The sequence below is a fragment of the Synechococcus sp. R8-2 genome (assembly GCF_047461715.1).
Lineage (GTDB): Bacteria > Cyanobacteriota > Cyanobacteriia > Thermostichales > Thermostichaceae > Thermostichus.
In genome coordinates, this window is record NZ_JANSHQ010000635.1 from 1 (window position 1) to 1,401 (window position 1,401).

At 58.5% G+C, this 1,401-nt stretch carries 1 protein-coding gene; it reads right to left on the reverse strand.

Annotated elements, in window-relative coordinates; genetic code table 11:
• Positions 1-170: 170 nt before the first annotated feature.
• Positions 171-1,166 carry a hypothetical protein gene (locus NW819_RS13320; protein WP_414414037.1) on the reverse strand — a complete coding sequence of 332 codons (996 nt, stop codon included), beginning with the start codon at positions 1,164-1,166 and terminating at the stop codon, positions 171-173.
• Positions 1,167-1,401: the final 235 nt, after the last annotated feature.

Genomic DNA, 1,401 nt, shown 5'->3' on the forward strand with positions numbered 1-1,401 from the left:
GCAGCGCGGAACGCTTGGGGAGCGTCTCAATCTAGTTTGAAGCGACCGCAGTGCTTTCAAGAGGGCAAGGATGCATGCAGATGGAGGAACTTCTGTTGATGAAGTGACAAGGCCTGCTTTTGCGAGTCGGACTATTCTACTGGCCAGTGTCTCATTGCTATTTGAATTGACTATCTGAAAAAGTCAGAAAACGTATCCCGCAGATCCGAAAGCCGATCGTTGAAGCAGGTAAGCCGATCCCCTACAGAGTTCACCAGCGTCAGATCTGCCCGACCGGTTGCCCCTTCGGATCCCAGTAGAGGAACGCTCATGCGGCTGGGATCCGTGGGATTCTGGGAAACGCGGATGACGGCTCGATCGCGGTTAAATTGATAAGCTTCGGCCACATAGCGGATGGGCTCGCTCAAGGTGGGATCCACCGGCAGCCCTGGGGCCGGCAGGAGATCCACCAGCTCGGTGAACGTGCCACTCCGCAGGCCCACCACGGCAGCAGCTCCCAACTGGTTACAAATGGCAATGAGAACCGGCTCTTGGGCAGTGGCGGTGAGGTTGGCCAAGGTAACCGTGACCGTGGCGCGGCTGGCTGCCGGCGGGTAGGTGACCTCAAAGGTGCGGGCAAAGGCATTGCCCAGCTCGTCGCGGGCGCGAAAGCGAAGCTGCCCGGTGTAGGGCAGGATGGAAGAAAAGTAGATGCCAAAGCGGTCGCTGGGACTCCGTCCGGGGATATTGGCCTGTCCGGGGACATAGGCAAGGGCAGCCCGGCTTTGCCACTGATTGGGCGGGGTGTAGGGCAGCAGCGGGCCACTGGTGAAGTTGGGGGGTTCTTTGGGGGGCAGATCCGGCTGGCCATCTCTGTTCAGATCCAGCCCATTGCCCAAGAAGGCCACCGAGCGCTGTAAGAGAATAGGACGGTTTTGGTTATCCAAAAGGGGATTCCGCCTTTCTGCCAGCCCGGCATTGTCCACATAGACATTAAGGGGGCGATTTAGGATTTGGTTATCCCGCTGCCGCCGCATGTTGAACTGTAGGTAGGGCCCCACTGCGCCCGCTGCCGGGGATCCTCCTGTGATTTCAAAATCATCCGCCCGCAGGAAGACATTTTCCAGGGGGCCCAGAGGAGTTGTTCCCTCGCCGCAACCGACCAAGCCAAGCGCTAAAATGGCCAAGGCTGTATAAGCTACAACAGAGCATCCTTTTTCGATAGGGGAATCCGAGCTCCCACAAGTCGGCAGCAGGGGCCGGCAGGCATGCTTTGGCTTCAGCATTCATCTCCTCTCCACAACAGACACCTTGGCGAGGGTTAAACCCAACCGGACTGAGTTGAGGATGGGCGGGGATCCCCCACCGGATTCGCCTGAACCACTATACCGTGAGCCTCGGTTCAGCTAGAAATCGCAGGAG